Source organism: Amantichitinum ursilacus (assembly GCF_001294205.1).
Lineage (GTDB): Bacteria > Pseudomonadota > Gammaproteobacteria > Burkholderiales > Chitinibacteraceae > Amantichitinum > Amantichitinum ursilacus.
On record NZ_LAQT01000035.1, the window covers coordinates 29,882 to 50,487 of the forward strand.

Annotated in this window: 21 protein-coding genes; 15 read left to right on the plus strand and 6 right to left on the minus strand. The window is 60.4% G+C overall.

All coding sequences use genetic code 11. The features are described from left to right. Nucleotides 1-91 precede the first annotated feature (91 nt). Nucleotides 92-508 (plus strand): PRC-barrel domain-containing protein, encoded by a 417-nt coding sequence (locus tag WG78_RS19155; protein ID WP_053939447.1) that lies wholly within the window; start codon nucleotides 92-94, stop codon nucleotides 506-508. 144 nt (nucleotides 509-652) lie between these two features. After that, the gene (locus WG78_RS19160) at nucleotides 653-1,162 is read left to right on the plus strand and encodes a GNAT family N-acetyltransferase (protein WP_053939448.1); all 510 of its coding nucleotides are present in this window, start codon (nucleotides 653-655) and stop codon (nucleotides 1,160-1,162) included. Nucleotides 1,163-1,165: 3 nt separating this feature from the next. On the opposite strand, the gene WG78_RS19165 is transcribed toward WG78_RS19160, so the two are convergent. From WG78_RS19165 to WG78_RS19170, 3 genes are all read right to left on the minus strand, one after another. Beyond that, nucleotides 1,166-1,765, minus strand: coding sequence for a cytochrome b (locus tag WG78_RS19165; protein WP_083459405.1), 600 nt, complete (start codon nucleotides 1,763-1,765; stop codon nucleotides 1,166-1,168). A gap of 115 nt (nucleotides 1,766-1,880) precedes the next feature. Beyond that, nucleotides 1,881-2,009, minus strand: coding sequence for a hypothetical protein (locus tag WG78_RS23290; RefSeq protein WP_269082676.1), 129 nt, complete (start codon nucleotides 2,007-2,009; stop codon nucleotides 1,881-1,883). Between the two features lie 482 nt (nucleotides 2,010-2,491). Further along, nucleotides 2,492-3,430, minus strand: a complete 939-nt coding sequence (locus WG78_RS19170; protein WP_236692083.1) for a transporter — start codon at nucleotides 3,428-3,430, stop codon at nucleotides 2,492-2,494. Between the two features lie 186 nt (nucleotides 3,431-3,616). Here WG78_RS19170 and WG78_RS19175 point away from each other — a divergent pair, with 186 nt between their 5' ends. Then, nucleotides 3,617-4,543, plus strand: a complete 927-nt coding sequence (locus WG78_RS19175) for a hypothetical protein (protein WP_053939450.1) — start codon at nucleotides 3,617-3,619, stop codon at nucleotides 4,541-4,543. A 25-nt stretch (nucleotides 4,544-4,568) separates the two neighbouring features. On the opposite strand, the gene WG78_RS19180 is transcribed toward WG78_RS19175, so the two are convergent. Then, nucleotides 4,569-5,582, minus strand: a complete 1,014-nt coding sequence (locus tag WG78_RS19180; RefSeq protein WP_053939451.1) for a LysR family transcriptional regulator — start codon at nucleotides 5,580-5,582, stop codon at nucleotides 4,569-4,571. A 129-nt stretch (nucleotides 5,583-5,711) separates the two neighbouring features. Between WG78_RS19180 and WG78_RS19185 the strand changes: the two genes are divergently transcribed. Continuing rightward, a complete protein-coding gene (locus WG78_RS19185; protein ID WP_053939452.1) occupies nucleotides 5,712-6,020 on the plus strand; it encodes a hypothetical protein in 309 nt (102 codons plus the stop codon). A 403-nt stretch (nucleotides 6,021-6,423) separates the two neighbouring features. Here the strand turns inward: WG78_RS19185 and WG78_RS19190 are convergent, their stop codons facing one another. Both WG78_RS19190 and gcvA read right to left on the minus strand, forming a co-directional pair. After that, nucleotides 6,424-6,609 carry a hypothetical protein gene (locus tag WG78_RS19190; protein ID WP_053939453.1) on the minus strand — a complete coding sequence of 62 codons (186 nt, stop codon included), beginning with the start codon at nucleotides 6,607-6,609 and terminating at the stop codon, nucleotides 6,424-6,426. Between the two features lie 282 nt (nucleotides 6,610-6,891). Then, entirely contained in the window at nucleotides 6,892-7,779 is an 888-nt protein-coding gene (gene gcvA, locus WG78_RS19195; RefSeq protein ID WP_053939454.1) for a transcriptional regulator GcvA, read from the minus strand. Between the two features lie 105 nt (nucleotides 7,780-7,884). Here gcvA and WG78_RS19200 point away from each other — a divergent pair, with 105 nt between their 5' ends. The 11 genes from WG78_RS19200 to WG78_RS19250 all read left to right on the plus strand — a co-directional run bounded on the left by WG78_RS19200 (nucleotide 7,885) and on the right by WG78_RS19250 (nucleotide 20,348). Continuing rightward, nucleotides 7,885-8,883, plus strand: a complete 999-nt coding sequence (locus WG78_RS19200) for a 2-dehydro-3-deoxygalactonokinase (protein ID WP_053939455.1) — start codon at nucleotides 7,885-7,887, stop codon at nucleotides 8,881-8,883. A gap of 163 nt (nucleotides 8,884-9,046) precedes the next feature. Next, nucleotides 9,047-10,042 carry an arabinose ABC transporter substrate-binding protein gene (locus tag WG78_RS19205; protein ID WP_053939456.1) on the plus strand — a complete coding sequence of 332 codons (996 nt, stop codon included), beginning with the start codon at nucleotides 9,047-9,049 and terminating at the stop codon, nucleotides 10,040-10,042. 564 nt (nucleotides 10,043-10,606) lie between these two features. Beyond that, the gene (gene araG, locus WG78_RS19210) at nucleotides 10,607-12,133 is read left to right on the plus strand and encodes an L-arabinose ABC transporter ATP-binding protein AraG (RefSeq protein ID WP_053939457.1); all 1,527 of its coding nucleotides are present in this window, start codon (nucleotides 10,607-10,609) and stop codon (nucleotides 12,131-12,133) included. Nucleotides 12,134-12,165: 32 nt separating this feature from the next. Continuing rightward, a complete protein-coding gene (araH, locus tag WG78_RS19215; RefSeq protein ID WP_053939458.1) occupies nucleotides 12,166-13,209 on the plus strand; it encodes an L-arabinose ABC transporter permease AraH in 1,044 nt (347 codons plus the stop codon). Nucleotides 13,210-13,898: 689 nt separating this feature from the next. Next, a complete protein-coding gene (locus WG78_RS19220) occupies nucleotides 13,899-14,672 on the plus strand; it encodes an SDR family NAD(P)-dependent oxidoreductase (RefSeq protein WP_053939459.1) in 774 nt (257 codons plus the stop codon). 30 nt (nucleotides 14,673-14,702) lie between these two features. Beyond that, a complete protein-coding gene (locus WG78_RS19225) occupies nucleotides 14,703-15,608 on the plus strand; it encodes an SMP-30/gluconolactonase/LRE family protein (RefSeq protein ID WP_053939460.1) in 906 nt (301 codons plus the stop codon). After that, nucleotides 15,608-16,525, plus strand: coding sequence for an aldose 1-epimerase (locus WG78_RS19230; RefSeq protein ID WP_053939461.1), 918 nt, complete (start codon nucleotides 15,608-15,610; stop codon nucleotides 16,523-16,525). Before WG78_RS19225 ends, WG78_RS19230 begins: the two co-directional genes overlap by 1 nt. After that, a complete protein-coding gene (locus WG78_RS19235; RefSeq protein WP_053939462.1) occupies nucleotides 16,522-17,286 on the plus strand; it encodes an SDR family oxidoreductase in 765 nt (254 codons plus the stop codon). Before WG78_RS19230 ends, WG78_RS19235 begins: the two co-directional genes overlap by 4 nt. A gap of 16 nt (nucleotides 17,287-17,302) precedes the next feature. Then, nucleotides 17,303-17,935 (plus strand): 2-dehydro-3-deoxy-6-phosphogalactonate aldolase, encoded by a 633-nt coding sequence (locus tag WG78_RS19240; protein ID WP_053939469.1) that lies wholly within the window; start codon nucleotides 17,303-17,305, stop codon nucleotides 17,933-17,935. Beyond that, nucleotides 17,932-19,080, plus strand: coding sequence for a galactonate dehydratase (dgoD, locus tag WG78_RS19245; protein WP_053939463.1), 1,149 nt, complete (start codon nucleotides 17,932-17,934; stop codon nucleotides 19,078-19,080). The genes WG78_RS19240 and dgoD overlap by 4 nt, the downstream gene beginning before the upstream one ends. 212 nt (nucleotides 19,081-19,292) lie before the next feature. Beyond that, complete coding sequence (locus WG78_RS19250) at nucleotides 19,293-20,348, plus strand: alkane 1-monooxygenase (RefSeq protein ID WP_152969306.1); 1,056 nt, start codon at nucleotides 19,293-19,295, stop codon at nucleotides 20,346-20,348. Nucleotides 20,349-20,606 lie beyond the last annotated feature (258 nt).

Below are 20,606 nucleotides of genomic sequence, written 5' to 3' on the forward strand. Positions count from 1 at the left end.
GGATGGCCTACAGGCAACTCGGCCAGATGAGGCTACTGGCCACGCTGCGGCGCAGCAATACTGGAGGCACAAAACACAAGGAGTACTGTTTATGTCCCTCAAGAAAACTGCCGTGATTGCCGCTTTGTTTGCTTCCACCCTGGGCGCTGCCCTGCCCGCCTCTGCCGCCGTTGCTGGCCGCAGCACGCTGGGCGTGACGGTTGAACAAGAACAGTTGGTTGTTAACGGCTGGAGCGTCAAGAAGAGCGTGCTGGGCAAGGATGTCTACAACGACCAGAACGAAAAGATCGGTAAGGTTGAAGACGTGATTGTAGCCCCCGACAAATCGCTGTCGTTTGCCGTGATCGGCGTGGGCGGTTTCCTTGGCGTGGCGCGTCATGACGTGGCCATTCCGGTCGACCAGTTCACCACCAACGACGGCAAGTTTGTGCTGACCGGCGCCAGCAAGGACGCCCTGAAGGCGCTGCCGAAGTTTGAATACGAAAAGCAGCCGAAGAAATCCAGCTAATCCGCCACCGCGGAGTCCTGGTTAACTGATAAGTGGGAACGCATAACGGCGCAGACTCTGGCAAGGAGCTGCGCCGTTGGCTTGTCAGCGGCCCGCATCCGGTCGCACCATGGGCGTCTTTCGACGTGACCGCCTGCTTCTGCCATGACCCCTTTCCAGTCCGAACGCCTGACCCTGCGCCCCATTACCCTTGATGACGCCGCCTTTATCGTGCAACTACTCAACAGCCCCGGCTGGCTGCAGTTTATTGGCGATAAAAACGTACGCAACGAGGCCGACGCGCAGCGTTATATCAACGACGGTCCGTTGGCGATGTACGCCGCCAGCGGCTTTGGTTTGTGGGTGATGGTGCGCAGCGAAGATGGCGCCTTGCTGGGCATGAGCGGGTTGATCAAGCGCGCGGGCCTTGATGATGTCGATCTCGGCTATGCGCTATTGCCTGAATTCGAAGGCCAGGGTTACGCCAGCGAGGCGGCCCAAGCCTGGCTGGCGTGGGGCCGCGACGTAAAAAACCTGCGGCGCGTGGTGGCGATTACTGATCAGAATCACACCGCGTCGGGCCGGCTGTTGCAGCGTGTCGGCTTTGCGTTTGAGCGCGTGATCGAAATCCCGAATATCGACCACCCGCTCAATTTTTACAGCATCGCGCTGTAACGCTCACAGCATCCGGTCCAGCACGCCATTGCGCGACACAAACTGATGCTTCAGCGCGGCAGCCACATGCAGCAACACCATGCTGGCCAACGTCATGCAACCGATGCGATGCGCGACATTAAACGCGTGCGTAACCGGGCCTTCTTCAAACGGCGTGCTGATCGGAATGGTCCAGAACAGGTTGTAGCCGTGCGGCACCATCACAAAACCGGTAATCAACACCCACGCAATCAGCCCGTACAGCACGTTGTGGGCAATGTGCGCAATCTTTTGCTGCTTGCTGGGGATGCTGGCGATCGGTGCGGGTTCGGTGCGCAGCAGTTTCCAGATCAGTCGCACTGGAAACAACATGATCAGCACCGTGGCCAGCGACATATTCATTTGCGACAAAAACGAATGCAGCGTCGGATTGGTGACGATGTGCATCGAATAGCCCGCCACGCTGGCGTAGATGATGGCCACGGCAAACACCCAATGCAGCGTGCGCGATAGCGCGTCATAACGTTTGGGCGCGGCCACCGGCGCGGCGGCGCACTGGCCGCAATCGGCGCACAGGGTGTGGTTGATCGGGGCGAAAGCAGTCTGTGTATTTGCGATATTCATGGCAATACTCCAGCAACGGGGCGGCGCCGCTGGCGTGGCCACACAGTTGCAAATCAACAGGAATCAATAAGGATCAAGGCGAGCCGGATTCTGAATAGCCAACAAATCGGACCGATCACTCGGCGCGTTTACGCCAGGCCAGCGCGGGCAAAGGCTGGCGCTGTACTGCGGGCGCGGCCAGACGACGGCGCACCGGGGTACGGCTGGCTTTAAAGCTTTTGGCACGATGAGGTTTGAACAGCATGGCGATGTCCTTGAAGAGAAGGCGGGATGCAATGAGGCGCATCTTCGCGTGTCTGCCCAAGGCTGTGTACCAGGACGGCTCCTGGTAAAAAATACTCAATAAATACAGTGGCTTAGCGTGTAATCTGAAAGCAGAAAACTGACAACCCTGTTGGAATTCGTAAGGGATTATTCTTGCAACCGTAAACCCAATAGGGTGGGTCTAGACCCACCGCTCAAAGTGGTCAGAGAAAAAAGGAACGCTCGCGTTTTTGTTGATGGCTTTGAATGACAGGTCCAGAACCACCACTCAAAGTGGCCAGAGAAAAAAGGAAACGTTGGCGTTTTTGTTGATGGCTTTGAATGGTCGGTTCAGACGCACCCGTCATAGTGGTCAGAGAAAAAAAGGAAACGTGGGCGTTTTTGTTGAGGGCTTTGAATGGTGGGTCCAGACCCACCCTATGCGCCGTTCTAGCGCATCAATTGGGCATCGCGTGTCAATGCTCAGCTACGCCAGCGTTTCAGCGCGAAGAACGCCACGGTGGCGGTAAAGACGGCGACGATGGCCACCACAATCCAGAAGCCATGCGCGTGTTGCGCCAGCGGGATGCCGCCCACGTTCATGCCCAGCAAGCCGGCGATGATATTGAACGGCAGCGCCAGCACAGTGACCACGGTCAGCACAAACAGGCTGCGGTTATCCTGCTCGTTGATGCGGGCGGCAATCTCTTCCTGCAGCAGTTTGATGCGCTCTTGCAGCGCGCTCATATCGTTAAGCACCGCGGCAAATTCTTCGGTGGACTGGCGCAGGTCGACCACGTCCTGCTCCGCCACCCAATGCGGCGGCTTGTTCAGCAAGCGAAATAGCGCCGCCGGTTCCGGTGCCAGCAGCCGTTGCAACCGCACCATCACCCGGCGCAGGGCGCCCAGGTTAACGCGGCGATTCTGCAGCCGTTCAGCCAGCAGGCGGTCTTCGATATTGTCGACCTCGATCACCGCATCACGCACGATTTGCTCCAGCACTTTCACCTGCAGACTGAGCAACCGCACCATCAAATCCACCGGCGAACGCAGGATTTCGCCCTTCTTGACTGCATCGCGCAAACGATCGATCGAGCGCAACGGTCGCGTGCGCGCGCTGACCACCAGGCGGCTTTCCAGGCTAACCCACAGCGTGGAAATATCGGTGGCTTCAAACGAAAACTCGAACAGCACATCGTTCATCACCGCCAGCAGCGCGTCGCCTTCTTGCTCCACGCGTGAAGAGCGGCTGGCCTGATGCAGCGATTCATGAAACGCCTCGGGCAGCGACAGATGCTCGCGGATCCAGCGTTCGGTTGAGGCCTGCGACAAGTTGAGGTGCAGCCAGATAAAGCCCTCGGTTTGCTCCGGCGGCAGCGCCAGCCACGCCAGCGCCTCGGCGGCATCCACAGAATGCGGCATCGCGTCGGGCAAGCATAAAAACCCACAGACCAGGCCTGCGGATTCTATGGCGTAAGGTTGGGCGGTATTGAGCAGCATGCGGCGAGGCTACCGGCGACAAAAGACAGCTATGTTACAGCCGGGCGCTGCTGCCGTCGCGCGGGCGCAATGGTATGCTCGCGCGCAACAGGCTCTCGGAGTTTTCCCATGTTTGGCAGCACGGTACTCGAAGTCATCGCCGGTATGGCGTTCTGCTATTTTTCGGTCAGTCTGATTGTCAGCAGCGTCAACGAAGCCATCGCCAGCTTCTTTAAATTACGCGCCAACACCTTGCTGGATGCCGTCAAAGACATGCTGAACGACCCGCAAATGGGCGGCCTGGCGCTGGCGCTGTACAACCATGCGCGCGTCAATCCGTTGGGCGACGGCAAGGCCACCACGGCGGCCGAGCTTAAATACAAGCCGGCGTATATTCCGTCGCGCCAGTTTGCCAGCGCGCTGCTCGATATCCTGCGCCAGAGCCAGCAACAAAACGCGGTGGCCGATCTGACCGACACCATTGCCGATCCGCAATTACGCACCTTTCTGGCGGGTGTATTGCGTGAGGCGCAAGGCGAAGAGGCACGGGTGGTGGCGGGCCTGGCGCAATGGTTTGATCACAGCATGGAACGCGTTAGTGGTCGCTATAAACAGCGCCAGCAAATCATCACGTTTTTTGTGGCGCTGACGCTGGCGGCCGTGCTCAACGTGGATAGCCTGTATCTGTTTCATACGCTGTGGACCAACGGCAGCATCAAGCCCGAGTTGTATCAGAACGCCAGCGCCGATAACGCGGTGCAGGCCATCCAGAACTTGAGCAATTTGCCGCTGGGCTGGACCGACACGCGCCTGGCATCTATCCACCACGTCGGCACGATTTTGCTGATGCTGTGCGGCTGGGGCGTGACGGCGCTGGCCGCAATGTTTGGCGCGCCATTCTGGTTTGATTTGCTGCAGAAATTGATTGTATTGCGTGGCAACGGCGCCAAGCCCGATCTGGCGCAACCCGCGGCCGACCAGACCGTGGCGGTGCAACGGATTCCCGCGCCACCGCAGCCGGTAGCGCCTGGCGTGATCGACGGCTCAGCGCAATAACCGCGAAGGAGCTGGCGCGACAAATTTAGCCGAGGCCTGGGCGCGTGGTGGCGGGGGCTTCGGGATGTTCGCGTCCGGCGGTGGTACGCGGCTGCGAACGCGCGCGGCTTTTGCTCTCGATATAGGTGCGCAGCGGGCCTTCTTCCCACGGCGGATTGTCGCCAAAGTGCTCCACCAGCAAATCGATAAAGGTGCGTAATTTGGCCGAGACAAAGGCACGACTCGGGTAGACCGCATACACGTAAATCGGCGGGCGCGGATATTCCAGCAACACCGGCACCAGCCGGCCCGCGTGGATGTGTTCTTCGATCAGAATGGTGGGCTGCAAGGTAATGCCCAAGCCGCTCAACGCGGCTTGCACCGCCATTTCGCCATTGTTGACGCGTAAGCGCGGATCAATCGAAATCGAATATTTGCCATCTGGCCCGTCAAACACCCACGCGTTGCCATTGTTGCTGTAGGTGTAGGTAATACAGTGATGGTCGACCAGATCGGATGGTTTCTTCGGCGCGCCATGCGCGGCCAGGTAAGCGGGCGACGCCACAAACAATAAATTGATCGGGCTAAGCCGACGCGCCACCAACGTCGGATGCGGCGAGGCGGAAATCCGGATGCCCATATCAAAGCCCTCTTCCACCAGATCGATCACCTTGTCGGTGAGCGCCAGGTCGACCTTCATATGCGGATAGCGCGCGTAATAGTCGCTGAGTACCGGCGCCAGATAGTTGGTGCTGAAGGCCGATGGCGCACTTAATTTAAGCGTGCCGCGCGGGCTGGCCGAGGCCTGGCTGAGCATTTCCTCGGCGTCTTCCAGATCATGAATGGCTTGCTGACAGCGTTCAAAGTACACGCCACCAGGCCCGGTCAGGCTGAGCTTGCGCGTGGTGCGATTAAGCAAACGCACGCCCAGATGGGTTTCCAGATGTTTGACATGCTTGCTGACCATGGCCGTGGACAGACCCATGCGCTCGGCCGCCGCGACAAAACTACCCAGGCTGGCCACCTGGTTGAACACCTTCATGCTCAGCAATGTATCCATACTTTGTTAACCCAGAGGAAACAAACAATATCCGGTATTGATATTTATCAATATATGTCGCGTCAATATGATGCAGTGCATCGATGCCGTATGCATAACGGCACCAAAACAAGACAAAGGAGCACCATCATGAACAAGTTTGCAACCAACATCGCTGTGGTCACGTTTGCTTTTGCCGGTGTACTGGGCGCCGCCCAAGCCGCTGACGGTCTGGCGCAGTACGCACAACGCGCTACTCACCCGATCGAACAATCGAGCGACGCCAGCACCGGCCCGGGCAAAGCGGATTACGCTTTCCGCGCCGTGACCCCGGCCACCGTACCGGCTGCTGCGCCGGCCACGCAAGTCGCTACGCCGAAGGCTGCACCGCAAAAAACTTCGGCTGTATCCGGCATGACGCAATACGCGTTCCGCGCTGTAGCACCGACCACGCTGTAATTGCTTTGCGGGTGATCCTCGCACTGCAGACCAGGGCCGCTTTCGAGCGGCCCTTTTTATGGGCGGGCAGCTCAATCACCGGGCCGCGCCGCGCTTGCTGGCGCATGTTGGCCCTGGTCGCAGCGCGCCGCGCGACCGGCAAAGCTGTTACACGCGTAATGGATAGTGTGGTTTGTATTGTTAAATTACAAGAAAGAAAAAGGCAGCCAAGGCTGCCTTTATATATAGAAGTGGGTTGATTAACGCGGACGGACAGCGCAACCGCGCTTTTGCGTAATCAACCATAGGGTGGGACTCGGCGTCCCCGTCGCGACCCACCGATCAAAGTGGCGCAGCAAAGCGTTGCGGCTTGATCTTCGGCTTTGATTGGTGGGTCTTGACCCACCCTATGGATAGCGGCAGATCAACAGGTTTGTAGGCCCAGGCTCTGGTCAGCCAGACCCAAAGGCAGCGGCGCATTGCGCGCATCCAGAAAAAACGCGGCGGCGGCATCGGCTTCCAGCGTGCTGCAGCGCAATACCAAAGCGCTCCATTGGCCACCATTGGCGCTGTCTTCCAGCAATTCAGGTTCGCGGACTCGGCTATTCATCTTGGCTCCCGGCATTAAAACGACCGTTTGCTGAATTCTAGCCATCATGCTGCATTGCACAACCGCCGCCGGGCGGATGGGCTAGTCCGTCGATAAGGCAGCATCTCGCAGCTCGATCATCAAGCCGTCCCGTTGATCGAGAAAATCAATCTCTGCGCCGCACGCCTCACACAGCGTATAAAACGCCTGCCAAGGCTGCACGGGCTGTACATCAAGGTTTGTCTGCATCGTTTGGTCTGTCATTTTATCTGCCCGCCTGGCCAAAAATCGCAGTGTACGCCTCTACCCGCTTCGCTTTGCCTCATCCATCAGCCATTGCCGGAACACCGCAAACGCATGGCTTTGCGCCGCGTGCTGCGGAAAGATCAGGTAATACGGCACGCGCAGCGACACCTCTTTGGCCAGCGGCCGCACCAGCCGGCCCGCGGCGATATCGTATTCCACCAATATCTGTTGCCCTAGCGCGATGCCCTGGCCATCAATGGCCGCTTGTAAGGTCATTTGCGCATCTGAAAAGGCTGGCCCGTGGCTGGCGTCGATTTGCGCCGCGCCCGACTCTTCCAGCCACTGTTGCCAGTTGGGCAAATGCGATTGCCGTTGCTGGCTGCGCTCGTGCAATAGCGTCTGTCGGGCCAGATCCTGGGTGTTGCGGATCGTAGTCGCCGTGGCCGGGTTACATACAGGGAACACCGTACTTGAGGTAAATCTTTCGACCACAAGGTCAGGTGCATCCACCTGGCGATGGTCAATGGTGATGTCGTTGCGCTGGTAATCGCGGTCAAAATCGGACGACACCTCTACCCGCACATCCGGGTGCAGATTCAGAAACCGGTACAAGCGCGGTACCAGCCATTTCGTCCCTAAAGCGGGCGGCACCGCCACGCGCAAGGTGGTGGTTTTGTCATCCAGCAATGCGTCGGTGGCCTGCTGCAAGGCCCTGAAAGCCTCGCGCACGCGCGGTAAGTAACTTTCGCCGGCCATCGTCAGCGATAGCTGATTATTCCTGCGCTCAAATAACTGCAGCCCCAGAAACTCTTCCAGTTGCTTGATCTGGTGGCTGACCGCCGCATTGGTCACGTGCAGTTCCTGCGCCGCCTGCGTAAAGCTGGTCAAGCGGGCGGCAACCTCAAACATGCGTAATGCGTTAAGTGGAGGTAAACGTCGGGCCATAGGGACTCATCAAATTTTTCTTAACGATAGCAAATAAATTTGTAGTTTGTCACAGCCAGCTACACAAGGATTAAATGCGCTCACCCCAACCGCCGGCCTTAGCGCATGCATATCCTCACCATCGACACAGGCACCACCAACACCCGCGTGACGGTGTGGCGTGACCAGCAGGCGCTGTGTCAGGCGGCGCGCCAGGTGGGTGTGCGCGATACCGCCATCAGCGGTAGCCCGGTGGCGCTGCAAAATGGTGTACGCCAGACCATCGCCGCCGCGCTGGGCGATGCACGGCTGGAAATCGGCCAGATCGATCTGGTGCTGGGCTCGGGCATGATTACCTCCAACGTGGGCCTGCACGAAGTACCGCATGTGCTGGCCCCGGCCGGCCGCGACGAACTGGCCGCCGCCATGGTGCAGGCGCATATCCCCGAAGTGTGCGAACCGCCGGTGTGGTTTGTGCCGGGTGTGCGTAACCGCGTCGACAACATCGGCCTGCACAACGTCGAAGCGATGGACATGATGCGCGGCGAAGAAGTCGAAACCATGGGCCTGGTGCAACGTCTGGGCATCAACAAGCCCACCGTCATCGTGCTGCCCGGTTCGCATTCCAAGTTTGTGCATCTGGATGAAAACGGCTGCATCAGCGGCTGCGTCACCACGCTGGCGGGCGAACTGCTGCATGTGATTACCCACAACACCATTCTCGCCGGCTCGCTCGATAGCGATTTTGCCGACGAGATCGATACCGAGATGCTGCTGGCTGGCGCGCGTTCGGCCGGCAAGATCGGCCTGGGCCGCGCGTGTTTTACCGTGCGCATTCTCGATCAGTTCACCATTTACGAGCGCAACGCCCGCGCCAACTTTCTGCTGGGCGCCGTGTTGGGCGCGGATTTGCTGACGCTGAAAAATTCTTCCGCGTTCCGCATGACGCCGGGTACGCAATTTGTGGTGACTGGCAAAGCCATGCTGCGCGAATCGCTGGCGCTGCTGGTCAAGCACGATGATTTTTTCTCGGGCGACATCGTGGTCACCACCGACGAACAACAAGCCAATCTGGCCGGCTTTGGCGCGATCGAAGTCGCCCGGGCGCGCGGGCTACTGGCTTGAGCGCGGCCGCCCGCCGCAACCTCGAACAACAACAGAAGCAGATTTACGCGTAGTCGCATTACCGAAGAAAAACGGCGGGTCTTCTGCGCCCGCACGGCACGACGATGTACCGCATCGTCAAAAAGCAACCCCGTTTCCCACGGGACACAAGGAGTCGACAAAAATGAAGCTGCAATTGAAGAAGGTACTAAGCACCCTGGGCTTGTCCATCGCGATGATGGCCCCGGCCCTGGTCCACGCTGCTGATCCGGTCAAGATCGGTTTCCTGGTCAAGCAAGCTGAAGAACCGTGGTTCCAGGACGAATGGAAATTTGCTGACCAGGCCGCTAAAGACAAGGGCTTTACGCTGGTCAAGATTGGTGTGCCGAGCGGCGACCAGGTGCTGGCTGCCATCGACAACCTGGCGGCGCAACATGCTCAGGGCTTCATCATCTGCGCCCCGGACGTCAAGCTGGGACCGGCTGTGGTAGCGCGCGCCAAAGCCGCTGGCCTGAAGATCATGACCGTCGATGACCGTTTTGTGGACGGCAGCGGCAAGCCGCTGGAATCGGTGCCGCACATGGGTATTTCGGCTTACAAGATTGGCGAGCAAGTCGGCTCCGCCATGGTGGCCGAAATCAAGAAACGCGGCTGGAAGCCGGAAGAAGTGGGCGCCATCCGTATCAGCTATGACCAGCTGCCCACCGCCAAAGAGCGTACCGATGGCGCAATTGCTGCGCTGACCGCAGGCGGCTTCCCGAAAGCCAACATCATCAACGCGCCGCAAGCCAAGACCGACACCGAAGCTGCGTTTAACGCCGCCAACGTGGCGATCACGCAAAACCCGAAATACAAACACTGGCTGGCGTTTGGTCTGAACGACGAAGCCGTGCTGGGCGCGGTGCGTGCAGCGGAAGGCCATGGCGCCAAGGCTGACGACATGATCGGTATCGGCATTGGCGGCAGCCAGTCCGCGCTGAACGAGTTCAAGAAGGGTGAAAAAACCGGCTTCTTCGGCACCGTGCTGATCAGCCCGAAACGTCACGGCTACGAGACCTCGGTCAACATGTACAACTGGATTGCGCATAACCAGGAACCGCCGAAGGTGACGTTTACCACCGGTATGCTGATGACCCGCGACAACATCCAGCAAGTCCGCAAGGAAATGGGCCTGGAGTAATGGTTCGGGCCACTGCGGCGTACCCATCTTGAGGTCCGGCGGTGCTTGGGATGCCCACGTACAACCAAGTACGTTTACGCTCCCTGCGCGCCGGCGGCCCTCAACCTGGGCACACCGCAGCGGCCCCTACGCGGCAGTGGTTTTAAAACCGTCTGCTTGTTTTGGCGCCTGCCTGGATTTGGGGGCGCCGGAATAAAGCGCGGGCTTGACGATGGCGCTGGAAAGCACGCGGCATAGGGTGGGTCGAGACCCACCACCCAAAGCCGCTGATCAGATTTGCGCTATTTGCGTTTCGCGTGGTTTGGGCCCTCCGGTTTTGGCTTAACGCCACGCCGCTGAACAAACCCGCGATCGTTAGTGTTCTTTTTTATGGCTTTGCAAGGTGGGTCTCGACCCACCCTATGCGACGGCGTTTTGGGGCGGGCCTCGATGTCCCCGGCAAAAACCTATACGCAAAGCCGCTGAGTTAACCCGCAATCGTTAGTGCTCTTTTTATGGCTTTGAAAGGTGGGTCCAGACCCACCCTATCGCAGCGGAAATCAAGTTGAAGCAAGGAGTCCCGCTTTGTCGCATTTTCTCGAATTCAGATCGATCACCAAGACCTTCCCGGGTGTGAAAGCGCTGTCGGATGTCAGCTTTGCGGTCGACCGCGGCCAGGTGCATGGCTTGCTCGGTGAGAACGGCGCGGGCAAGTCCACGCTGCTCAAGATCCTGGGCGGCGAATATATACCCGATGGTGGCCAGGTGATGCTCGATGGCACGGAGCGGCACTTTACCCGCAGCCGTGATTCGATCGATGCCGGCATCGCCATCATCCATCAAGAATTGCAATACGTGCCCGAACTGACGGTGATGGAAAACCTGCTGCTGGGTCATTTGCCCACGCGCTTCGGGTTTGTGCGCCGCGGCGAAGCCATCCGCTGGACACGTGACAACTTGCAGCGTCTGGGCGTGGATATCGACCCGCTGGCGCGCCTGATTGATCTGTCGATTGGCCAGCGCCAGATGGTGGAAATCTGCAAGGCGGTGCTGCGCGACGCCACCGTGATTGCGCTGGATGAGCCCACCAGCTCGCTCTCGCACCGCGAAAGCGAAATCCTGTTCCGCATGATCCGCGACCTGAAGGCACGCGGTAAGGCGCTGATTTATATCTCGCACCGGCTCGAAGAAATCTTCGAACTGTGCGACGGCTGCACCATTTTCCGTGATGGCCGCAAAGTGGCCGAACACCATGATCTAAGCCAGATCACGCGCGACCAGCTGGTACAAGGCATGGTCGGGCGCGAGATCAAGGACATCTTTGATTACAAGCCACGCGCCCTGGGCGAGGTGGCAATGACCGTGCAGAACCTCAGCGGCAAAAAAGTGCCGACGCCCGCCACCTTCTCGGTGCGTAAAGGCGAAATCCTTGGCTTCTTTGGCCTGGTCGGCGCGGGTCGCAGTGAACTGATGCGCCTGATTTATGGCGCCGACGTGCGCGCCACCGGCACGGTGGAACTGGACGGCATCAAGGGCAATATCACCAGCATCAGCCAGGCCATCCATTCCGGCCTGGTGCTGTGCCCGGAAGACCGCAAGCAAGAAGGCATCGTGCCGGGCCGCTCGGTGTCGGAAAACATCAATATCAGCTGCCGCCGACACTATCGGCGCGCGCATTTCTTTGTGAATGACAGCGCCGAAGCGGGCACCGCCGAAGGCTATATCAAGCTGTTGCGCATCAAGACCCCCAGCCGCCATCAGGAAATCCGCTTTTTGTCGGGCGGTAACCAGCAAAAAGCCATTCTGGCGCGCTGGCTGGCCGAGCAGGATTTGCGCGTGCTGATCATCGACGAACCCACGCGCGGGATCGACGTGGGCGCCAAAAACGAGATTTATCAGGTGCTGTACGGCCTGGCCGAAAAAGGCGTGGCCGTGATCATGGTGTCGAGCGAACTGCCTGAAGTACTGGGCGTGTCCGATCGCATCATCACCATGTGCCAGGGCCGCATTACCGGCGAGCTGAACCGCACTGACGCCAATGAACGCAACGTACTGACGCTGGCCCTGCCCGTCAGCGCCCCCACCCCGGCCGCCGCGCCGGTGACGGCGTAACAACCCGATTAACGCCCCGCAGAGGACTAGCCATGCAAACCACGCCCACTCAGGTACAACCGCTGCCGGCCGAGCCGACCAGCGCGTCCGCCAACCCACCGTCCGCACCGCCGCCTCCGGGCCGCAGCGCAGGCCAGCAAAAGCTGATCAAGTTCGCCAGCGACTACAGCATCATCCTGATTTTTCTGGTGCTGTTTGTGGTGCTGTCGTTCAACGTTGAGTACTTTTTCTCGTTTACCAACATGAAGGGTCTGGCGCTGTCGGTGTCGCAGATCGGCATGGTGGCCTGCACCATGATGTTCTGCCTGGCCTCGCGCGACTTTGACTTGTCGGTCGGCTCCACCATCGCTTTTGCCGGCGTGCTGTGCGCCATGATCATCAACTCCACCGGCAGCATTGTGCTGGGCGTGGGCGGCAGCTTGCTGGCGGGCGCGGCCATTGGCCTGTTCAACGGCTTTACCATCGCAAAGCTACGCATCAACGCGCTGATTGCCACGCTGGTCACGATGGGCGCGGTGCGCGGGCTGGGCTTTATTGCCTCGCACGGCCAGGCCGTCGGTATCAGCAACGAAGCGTTTTTTAATCTGGGCAATAACGATCTGTTTGGTATGCCGATCCCGGTGTTGTTCTGGATAGGCTGCGTTGTTGTGTTTGGCGTGATGCTCAACAAAACCGTGTACGGCCGCAACACGCTGGCCATCGGTGGCAACCCCGACGCAGCGCGCCTGGCCGGTGTGGCGGTGGATCGCACGCGCATCTACATCTTTCTGATCCAGGGCGTGGTGACGGCGCTGGCCGGCATTATCCTGGCGTCGCGGATTACCAGCGGCCAGCCCAACGCGGGCCAGGGCTTTGAGCTGGACGTGATTGCGGCGTGCGTGCTGGGCGGCGTATCGCTGGCCGGCGGCCGCGCCACCATCAGCGGCGTAGTAGTCGGCGTGCTGATCATGGGCATGGTGCAAAACGCCATGAACCTGAAGAACATCGACGCGTTCTACCAATACGAAGTGCGCGCCGCCATCCTGTTTGTGGCCGTGCTGATCGACCAACTGAAGAACCGCGGCAAGACGTCTTGATGAACGCATAGGGTGGGTCGTGACCCACCGCTCAAAGCCGCTGATGAGACCCGCGAACATTGCGTTCTTTTTGATGGCTTCGGAGGGTGGGTCATGACCCACCCTATAAAAAATGGCGCTGTCCATAGAGTGGGTCGTGACCCACCGCTCAAAGCCGCCGATGAGACCCGCGATCGTTGCGTTCTTCTTTGTGGCTTTGGAGGGTGGGTCATAACCCACCCTATAAGAAATGGCGGTGCATAGGGTGGGTCGTGACCCACCCTATAAGAAATGGCGCTGTCCATAGGGTGGGTCGTGACCGCCGCTCAAAGCCGCCGATGAGACCCGCGATCATTGCGTTCTTCTTGATGGCTTTGGAGGGTGGGTCATGACCCACCCTATAGGAAATGGCGCTGTCCATGGGTGGGTCGTGACCCACCGCTCAAAGCCGCCGATGAGACCCGCGAACGTTGCGTTCTTCTTTGTGGCTTTGAAGGGTGGGTCATGACCCACCCTATAAGAAATGGGGCTGCCCATAGGGTGGGTCCAGACGGGGACGCCGAGTCCCACCCTATCTGAAACGGCGCGGAGCATAGTGTGCGGCTGGGCGGAGCCCAGGGCTACACCTGATCCTCGGCGTTTCAAACGCAGCGTAGATTAACCGGCGTGCCGCCCCTTCCGGGCGGCTTTTCACGCCTCGGGAGTGCCGGATGAACGCGAACCTGTTTGCGACTTACCCCAGCCTGGTCGACAAGAGCGTCTTTATCAGCGGGGGCACCACCGGCATCGGCAGCGCCTTTGTCGATGCCTTTGCCCGCCAGGGCGCGCGGGTGGCGTTTATCGGCCGCAACGCCGATGCCGGCAGCACGCTGGCGGCGCAATTGTCCGAGCAGGTTTTGCATACCCCGCTGTTTATCCAGTGCGACGTGACCGACATCAGCGCGCTGCAGGCCGCCATCGCCGCCGCGCGCGAAGCGCATGGCCCGATCACCGCGTTGATCAACAACGCCGCCAACGATGCGCGCCACACGGTGGAAGAAGTCACGGTCGAGTTCTGGGATAACGCCATGAACATCAACCTGCGCCATCAGTTTTTTGCCGCGCAAGCCGTCGCGCCCGGCATGCAACAAGCGGGCGGCGGTTCCATCATCAACCTGGGCAGCACCAGCTGGATGATCAAAGCGCCCGGCTACCCCGCCTATGCCACCGCCAAAGCCGCCATCCATGGCCTGACCCGCAGCCTGGCGCGCGAACTGGGCCCGCACAATATCCGCGTCAACGCGCTGGTGCCCGGCTGGACCATGACCGAAAAACAACTGCGCTTGTGGGTGGACGAAGCCGGCGAGCGCGAAATCGACCACAGCCAGACCCTGCCCGGCCGCGTGCGGCCCGAACACGTGGCGGCGCTGGCCTTGTTTATGGCGGCCGACGACAGCTGCATGATCTCGGCCCAGGATTTCATTATCGACGGCGGCTGGACCTGATCCGCGCCGCGCAAACACGGAAGGCATCGCATGAATACACCGATCAATCATCACGCGCTGCAAAGTCTGTCGGCGGGCCAGTACAACCTGGCCGAGGGCATCATCCAGCATCCGCAAAGCGGCTTGCTGTGGTGGACCAATATCCATGCCAAAGAACTGTGGCAGCTGGATTTGCGCACCGGCCAGCATCGCTACTGGAGCACGCCGCAGCGCGTGTGCTGCTTTGCCTTTACCCAGGATGATGACGTGCTGCTGGTGGCCTTTGATGCGGGCCTGGCGCTGTTTAACACCGCCAGCGGCGCCATCAAACGCCTGACGCCGGTGGAACCTGAAACCCCGGGCACGCGCTGCAACGATGGCCGCGTCGACCGCGCGGGCAACCTGGTGTTTGGCACCATGCACGAACGCAGCGCCGAGGCCAAAGGCCACTTCTACCGCTTTGATACCGAAAGCCGTTTGCAGCAATTAGCGCTGCCCGCCATCGCCATTTCCAACAGCCTGGCCTTCAGCCCGGACGGCGGCACGCTGTACTGGTGCGATTCGCTGCAGCACAAAATTATGCAGTGCGCCTACGACAGCGTGACCGGTGCGATTGCTGAAATCAGCGTATTCCACGACCTGGGCGATACCGTCATCGAACCCGATGGCTCCACCGTGGATGCCGCCGGCTATTTGTGGAATGCCGAATGGGCGGGCCACTGCGTTACGCGCTACGCGCCCGATGGCAGCATCGACCGCAAGATTCATCTGCCGGTGGCGCAACCCACTTGCGTCACATTCGGCGGGCCGGAACAAAACACGTTGTTTATTACCAGCGCGCGCGCCGGTCTGGATGACGCCGCGCTGGCGCAACAGCCCGAAGCCGGTTCGGTGTTTGCGCTGGAGATTCCCGGCGTGCGCGGCCTGCCCGAAAACATCTGGTTGGGAGAAGTCTGATGCCATCGGCCACGCTGCACACCGTTACGCTGAAAAACGATCAGTTTCTGCTGGAAGTCTTGCCGCAACTGGCGGGCGGCATTGCCCGCTTTGACTGGCTGGACGGCGAACAGGCCCAGCCGATCTTCCGCGCCCGCGCCGCCGACGCCGACGACGCCGAGCCCAATTCGCTGGCCTGCTACACCATGGTGCCGTGGTCCAACCGCATCGGCCACGGTCAGTTCCAGTTTGAGGGCCAGACTTTTACTGTGCCGCGCACGCGCGACAATGAGCGTTATCCCATCCATGGCCATGGCGCGTTTGCGCCGTGGCAGGTGGTGGCGCAAGACGCCACCTCGGTCAGCGTGAGCCAGACCTATACCGGCCCCGGCCCGTTTGCCTATCACGCCGTACAAACCTATACGCTGGATGGCCCGCGTTTGCGCATCCACGTCAGTGTCACCAACCAAAGCCCAACCACGCTGCCGTTTGGACTGGGCCTGCATCCGTTTTTTCCGCGGAGCCCCGATGTGTTGCTGCATGCGCCGGCGCAAGCGATGTGGCAAGCGGCCGAAGACGATCTGCCGCTCAGTTTGCAGCCAGTGAGCGGCGAATACGATTACCGCCTGCCGCGCGCCTTGCCGGAAACCACGCGCATCAATCATGCATTTACCGGCGCGCAAGGCGTGATCACCGTGTTCTGGCCGCGGCGCGAGCTGCACGTGGAGCTGATGTGCGACAGCCATTACTACGTGCTGTATACGCCACCGGGCCGCGATTATTTTTGCGTTGAACCGGCCGACCACCCGGTCAATGCACTTAATTTGCCCGATGGTCTGCACGGATTAACCGTGCTCAAACAAGGTGAAACCTTGCAGCGCGACTATGTGTTCACCGTGCGCAATGACGCATGGCATGCGACGGAGGAACGGCAATGAAGCGGCTGGAAGGCAAAGTGGCGCTGGTAACCGGTGCGGCGCAAGGCATCGGCGCGGCCTGCGTGCGCTTGTTTGCGCAGCACGGCGCCAAAGTGGTCATCAATGTGCGCCAGCGCGACGAACGCGCGCGCGCCTTGCTGGGCGAAGTGGGCGTGGAAAACGCGCTGATCGCCGAGGCCGACGTGGCCGACGCCGACAGCGTCAAGCGCATGGCCGACGCGGCGCTGGAACGCTTTGGCCAGGTGGATATCCTGATCAATAACGCGGGCATCAATGTCTTTAACGACCCGCTCAAACTAACCGACGACGAGTGGGAACGCTGCTTTGCCGTCGACCTGAAAGGCGCGTGGCACTGTGCGCAAGCGCTGCTGCCGCACATGCTGGCGCGCGGCTACGGCAACATCGTCAATATCGCCTCGGTGCATGGCCACAAGATTATTCCGGGCGCGTTTCCCTACCCCGTGGCCAAGCATGGCTTGATTGGGCTGACCAAAGCGCTGGGCATTCAATATGCGGCGCAAGGCATCCGCGTTAATTCGGTGTCGCCGGGTTTGATCCTGACGCCGCTGGCCGAAGACTGGCTGGCCACGCTCAGCCCGGCCGAGCGCCAGCGCCAGACCGATCTGTTGCCGTGCAAACGCATCGGCGAGCCCGAAGAAGTGGCGTATACCGCGCTGTTTTTAGCCAGCGACGAAGCGCGTTTTATCAATGCCACCGACATCCTGATCGATGGCGGCCGCAGCCAGCTGTATCACGAATAACCCGCAAAGGACCGCCATGACCTGGCCCACCGCCCTGCCCCTGATCGCCATCCTGCGCGGCATTACGCCGCCCGAAGCGCTGGACCACGTCGGTGCGTTGATCGACGCCGGCTTTGACGCGATCGAGATTCCGCTTAATTCGCCCGACTGGGCCATCAGTCTGCGCAGCGTGGTGGCCGCATTCAGCGAGCAAGCGTTGATTGGCGGCGGTACGGTGTTGCAGCCGCAGTATGTGGAGCAACTGGCCGAACTGGGCGGCAAGCTGATCGTGACGCCCAACACCAATCCGGCCGTGATTCGCCGCGCCGTTGAGCTGGGCCAGGTTGTGGCTGCAGGCGTGGCCACGCCCACGGAATGCTTTGCCGCGCTGGAGGCAGGCGCGCACACGCTGAAGGTGTTTCCGGCCGGTTCGTTCGGCCCCGATTACATCAAGGCCGTGCGCGCCGTATTGCCCGCTGGCACGCCGGTGATGGCTGTGGGCGGCGTTACGCCGCTTAACCTGAAAGACTATCTGCGCGCCGGTTGCATTGGCGCTGGGCTGGGCAGCGATCTGTACAAGCCGGGCCAGCCGGTCAGCCGCACCAGCAGCCAGGCGCGTGACTTTATTGCGGCTTATCAGGCCGCCACCGGGGACATCACTCGACCATGAAAATTACCCGCATCACCACCTACCGTGTACCGCCGCGCTGGATGTTTTTGAAGATTGAAACCGACGAAGGCATCGTCGGCTGGGGCGAGCCGGTGCTGGAAGGCCGCGCCAAAACGGTGGAAGCCGCCGTGCACGAAATGAGCGAATACCTGATCGGGCAAGACCCGGCGCGCATCAATGATTTGTGGCAAGTGCTGTACCGCGCGGGCTTTTATCGCGGCGGCGGCATCTTGATGAGCGCGATTGCCGGCATTGACCAGGCGCTGTGGGATATCAAAGGCAAAGCGCTGGGTGTGCCGGTATACCAGTTGCTGGGTGGGCTGGTGCGTGATCGCGTCAAAACCTATAGCTGGGTGGGCGGCGACCGGCCCGCGGACATCATTCGCGATATCCAGGCGCGTGTGGATGTGGGCTTTGACACCTTCAAGATGAATGGCTGCGAAGAACTGGCCGTCATCGACAACAGCCGCGCCATTGATGCGGCCGTGCGCAAAGTGGCGGAAATCCGCGAGGCGTTTGGCAACAAGATCGAGTTCGGCCTTGATTTTCATGGCCGCGTTACCGCGCCGATGGCGCGCGTGCTGATCAAGGAACTAGAGCCGTACCGGCCGCTGTTTATTGAAGAACCGGTGCTGGCCGAACAAGCCGAGTACTACCCCAAACTGGCGGCGCAAACGCATATTCCGCTGGCGGCCGGCGAGCGGATGTATTCGCGCTTCGAATTCAAGAATGTCTTGGCGGCGGGCGGCTTGTCGATTCTGCAGCCCGATTTGTCGCACGCGGGCGGCATTACCGAATGCATGAAAATCGCCAGCATGGCCGAAGCCTACGACGTGGCACTAGCGCCGCATTGCCCGCTGGGGCCGATTGCGCTGGCGGCGTGCCTGCAGGTGGACTTTGTGTCGTGGAATGCATTTATCCAGGAACAGAGCATGGGCATCCACTACAACAAGGGCGGCGAAGTGCTGGATTACGTGCTGAACAAAGCCGACTTCGCGCTGGAGAACGGCCATATCAAGCCGTTTACCAAGCCGGGCCTGGGCGTGGAACTGGATGAAGCGCTGATCATTGAGCGCAGCAAAAATGCCCCGGACTGGCGTAATCCGCTGTGGCGGCATGCGGATGGCAGCGTGGCGGAATGGTGAGTTGCACCGGGGTGTAAAGCGAGGCTGCAGCAGCGTTTGAAATGCCATTAGCATTTTCTGATAGACCCTGACACGGTGTGATACGCGGTGATACCGGCGATTTTGTGCCAGTTATCGCCGCTTTTATCCGCCTGGCTGTCTTACAGCTTGCAGCCAACGCGCTCTTGATATTGTTGTGACCCACAACACAACAAGAATCTGCCGGAGCGCGCGTGACCACTCGCCCCATTTCTGTCCTTTACATGCTGTCGTGGCTACTGCCTCTGCTGGCCCTGTTTGGCATGCTGGCCGGCGGCATCGCCAGCTTTAGCCTGCCGCTGTTTGCCTTTGTACTGCTGCCGCTGGGCGACTGGCTGGTGGGCCGCGCCCCGCGCTTGCCGCACCATGTGGAAAGCTCGGGCTCGCAATATATCCTCGAAGCGTTTGTACCGTTATGCGTGGGCGTGCTGGTGATCGGCGTGCTGTCGGCGCGGCACTGGACGGCGCTGGAATGGGTGGGCAATACGCTGGCGCTGGGCATCCAGGCGGGCGTGGGCCTGGCCGCATCGCACGAACTGGGCCATAGCCCTGGCTGGCTGCAGCGCAAACTGTCGCGCTTGCTGGTGTGGACGTCCTGCTACGGTCATTACCACGTCGAACATCTGCACGGCCATCACGTCTGGCTGGGCACGCCGCATGACCCGTGCACGGCGCGGCGCGGCCAGACTTTTTATCGCTTCTGGCGGCAGGCGGTGACCGGCAGCTTTCGCTGCGCATGGCAGCACGAATCCCAACGACTGATGAAGCTGCGCTTGCCCGATTGGCACTGGCGCAATGAAGTGCTGCTGGGCGTAACCATCAGCGTGGGCTTGCTGGCGGCGGCATATTACTTTGCCGGCCTGGCCGGCGCGATGACGTTTATCGTGCAGGCGGTGGTGGGGTTTTCGTTGCTGGAAGCGGTGCAATACATCGAGCATTACGGCCTGATGCGGGCGCAACGCGCCGACGGCGGCTTTGAGCGCGCCACGGCGGCGCATAGCTGGAGCAGCAATTTCCGGCTGAGCAACTATCTGATGTTTGAACTGCAACGCCACGCCGACCACCACGTCCGCCCGGGCGCACCCTTTGCCACGCTGGGCGACCAGGCCGAATCGCCGATGCTGCCGGGGAGCTATCCGATGATGATTTTGCTGGCGCTGGTGCCGGTGGCGTGGTTTCGGGTGATGCATCCGCGGCTGGATCGGCATTATCACAATGTGTCGACGCAGCGGGGGGTTTTGTCGGCGTAGTGGGTTGGCGGGGCGGCGTTGTTTGGGGGTGTTGGGGCTGGGTGGGTGTTAGAGGTGGGGGTTTGTTGGGGCTGTAGTGTTGGCTCTGGCTCTGGCTCTGGCTCTGGCTCTGGCTCTGGCTCTGGCTCTGGCTCTGGCTCTGGCTCTGGCTCTGGCTCTGGCTCTGGCTCTGGCTTTGGCTTTGGCTTTGGCGAACGGGCCTTTAACCGCTTGAGCCTGCGGCGCATGTTTTGATACCCGGGGGTGCCCGGGAGCACG